The 3,225-nt window shown below is 64.5% G+C and carries 2 protein-coding genes and 1 pseudogene; all 3 read right to left on the bottom strand.

Annotated features, from left to right (window positions below; genetic code table 11):
* Positions 1 to 921 (bottom strand): imidazolonepropionase (hutI, locus tag WBV42_RS19535; protein ID WP_423987520.1); only part of this gene is annotated, 921 nt, incomplete at its 3' end.
* The gene (gene hutG / locus WBV42_RS19530) at positions 918 to 1,874 is read right to left on the bottom strand and encodes a formimidoylglutamase (protein WP_423987519.1); all 957 of its coding nucleotides are present in this window, start codon (positions 1,872 to 1,874) and stop codon (positions 918 to 920) included. The genes hutG and hutI, both read right to left, overlap by 4 nt.
* Positions 1,871 to 3,225 (bottom strand): annotated as a pseudogene (gene hutU, locus WBV42_RS19525) (urocanate hydratase); the annotation flags it as partial. The gene hutG and the pseudogene hutU, both read right to left, overlap by 4 nt.

The raw sequence follows: 3,225 nt of genomic DNA, 5'->3' as shown, positions 1-3,225 counted from the left end.
CTCGGCACCGAGACCGAACGCGGTACCGGGAAGCAGGACGGGAACCACGCCCGCCGTCGTCAGCGCGTCGATGTCCTCCTCCGTCGCGTACAGGAGGTGATCCGCGCTCGTCGCACCGAGTTTCGCGGCGAGTTGTGACCCGCCAATGTGTGCGAGTTCCTCGGCGTGGATTTTCGGGGTCAGATCGTATTCCTCGCCGGTTTTCAGGACCCGGCGGGACTGTGAGACGGTGAAGACGCCTTCCTCGCAGAACACGTCGCAGAACTCCGCGATTCCCTGCTCCGCGACGGCCGGAATCTGTTCCTCGACGACTTCGTCCACGTAGTCGTCCGCGTCCCGGCCTTCCGGAATCGCGTGTGCACCCATGAACGTTGGGACGACATCGACGGGGTGGCGGTCGTCGGCCTGTGCGATCACGTCGAGCATTCGAAGTTCGGTTTTCGTGTCGAGTCCGTACCCGGATTTTACCTCGACGGTCGTGGTTCCGTGGGCGAGCATCGTGTCGAGATGCAAGAGCAGGTTCGACAGCAGTCGCTCGTCGCTGGCCTCGCGCGTGGCGCGAACGGTTCGCAGGATACCGCCGCCGTCCGCGAGGATTTCTTGATACGTCTTGCCCTGTAGTTTCGCCTCGAATTCGTCGGAGCGGTCGCCAGCAAACAGCGCGTGGGTGTGAGGATCGACGAACCCCGGAATCACGGTTTTGCCGCTCGCATCGACCGAATGGGTCGCGTTCTCCGGCGGGTATTCGCGGGTGACCGGCCCGTTCGCACCGATGCGTACGACTTCGCCGTCTATCGCGGCGAGTGCGGCGTCCTCGTAAATCCCGAGGGAACCGTCTTCCTCGACGGTGACGATCTGTTTCGCGTCGTGGACGACTGCCGTGATCTCGTTTTCGTCGGATTCTCGTAGTGAGTCGGTCATTTGCTACCTCCGTACGTGGAAAGGAAGTGTGCGATCGCTCGTGCACCGGCCTTCACCGTCAACTCGTCGTGGTCGAGCGACGGGGCACATTCCACGACTTCGAATCCGGCGACCCGGTCGTCGGCCGCGACGAGGCGAAGCATCCGGAACAGTTCTCGGGTGGAAATCCCGCCCGGCGTCGGAGCGCTGACGCCGGGTGCAAACGCGGCGTCGAGCACGTCCACATCGACGCTGACGTAGATGGTGTCCACGTCGCTCATCGAATCCAGCGCGGTGTCGATGGCGGAAACGGAATCGTCGCCGACCTCTTCGGCCGTGACGATTGCTCCCCCGCGTTCGCGGACGTAATCGGCGTACGCCGAACTCGTCTCGAAATGTCGCGCGCCGACACAGGCGTAGGAATCGAGACCGGCATCGAACAACTGACGGTACGGAGTACCGCTGGTCGGATCGTCGCGCACCTCGCGCACGTCGAGGTGCGCGTCGAAGTTGATGACGCCGAGCGAGCCGTCTTCGAGGAGCGGTGCGGCGTTCGGATACGTGAACGAGTTGTCTCCGCCGAGGAAGACGGGCAACGTGTCGGCATCGTGGAGCCGCTTCGCGAGGACGCCAGCCTTCCGCTGAAGCAACTCGGTGGTGACTTCTTCGGGGTCGTCAGCGTCGTCGAGCATGAGCATCACGTCGCCAACGTCGCCGACCGACGCGACCGGTCCGGCATCGAAGTGGTGGGTTTTCACGCCCGCGAGAGTCTCGCGGAGCGCCGCCGGGCCGTCCACCGCACCTTTGCGGCCGATGACGGCGTGGTCAAACGGTTCGCCGAGCAGTACCGCGTCGAACGCGGCGAGCACGTCGTCGTCCAGTTCCGGAACGGGTTCCACGATGTCGCCGAACTGCTCGTCGTTCGGGTCGCCGGAAGTCCCGCGCCATTCGGACGGTGGATTCAATCCGGTCATGTCCGATCACGCATGGGAACCGCGACGTTCGATTTCTCGGCCTGTTCGAGCGCTTCGTCGTAGCCCGCGTCGGCGTGGCGAATGACGCCCATTCCAGGGTCGGTCGTGAAGACGCGACGGGCCTTTTCGGCCGCGAGGTCCGAACCATCGAGCACGACGTGGTTGTTCGCGTGGAGCGCGTTGCCGATGCCGACGCCGCCGCCGTCGTGGACGGAGACGATGTCCGCGCCCGCCGCGCAGTTCAGCAGGGCGTTCAGAATCGGCCAGTCGCCGACGGCGTCGGAGCCGTCGCGCATGGCCTCGGTTTCGCGGTTGGGACTGGCGACCGACCCGGCGTCGAGGTGGTCGCGGTGACGACGATGGGGGCCTCGATTTCGCCGTCCGCGACGAGTTCGTTGATGCGGAGCGCGAAGCGGGCGCGCTCGGTAAGTCCGTCTTCGTCACCTTCGGCGGCAGGGCCGCCTCCGTTTCGATGCTCCTCCGGAGCAGCGCTCGTCTCGTATCCAAGCCAACAAACCCGCGAGGGAAGCCCCTGAAACTCGACCTGCTCCTGTGCGAGGTCGATCCAGCGGTGGAGCTGTTCTTTTTCCGGGAATAACTCCACGACGGCCTCGTCGGTGCGGTGGATGTCGTCCGGGTTACCCGAGAGGGCGGCCCAGCGGAACGGCCCCTTGCCTTGGCAGAACAGCGGGCGGATGTACGCCGGAACGAAGCCGGGGAAGTCGAACGCGTGCTGCATATCCCGGTGTTCTTTCACCTGCCCGCGGATGTTGTTGCCGTACTCGAAGGCGACCGCACCCTCGTCCTGAATGTCGAGGATAGCTTGCACGTGGCGGGCCATCGTGTCCAGACTCTCTCGAACGTATTTTTCGGAGTCCTCCTCACGGAGTTCGTCAGCCGCTTCGACGGTGTATCCGGACGGGTAGTAGCCCTCCAGTTCGTCGTGGGCGCTCGTCTGGTCGGTGATGACGTCGGGGACGAACTCCCGTTCCAACATTCCCTCCAGCATGTCGGCCGCGTTTATGTGAACGCCGACGGAGTACGGTTCTCCGACCTCAGCGGCCGCTTTCGCTTTCTCGATGGCTTCGTCCAAATCGTCCGTCTTCTCCATGCAGTAGCCGGTCTCGATGCGACGGTCGATTCGGCTCTCGTCCACTTCGGCGGCGATGCAGACGCCGTGGTTCATCGTCACGGAGAGCGGTTGGGCACCGCCCATGCCGCCGAGTCCGCCTGTGACGACGATTTTCCCGGTGAGGTCGCCGTCGTAGTGTTCGTCCGCGAGCGCGGCCAACGTCTCGTAGGTGCCCTGAATGATGCCCTGCGTGCCGATGTACGCCCACGACCCGGCGGT

The organism is Haladaptatus sp., assembly GCF_049589095.1.
GTDB lineage: Archaea > Halobacteriota > Halobacteria > Halobacteriales > Haladaptataceae > Haladaptatus.
The sequence above is the reverse complement of the archived record's forward strand: the minus strand, read 5'-3'. Positions and strand labels throughout refer to the sequence as shown.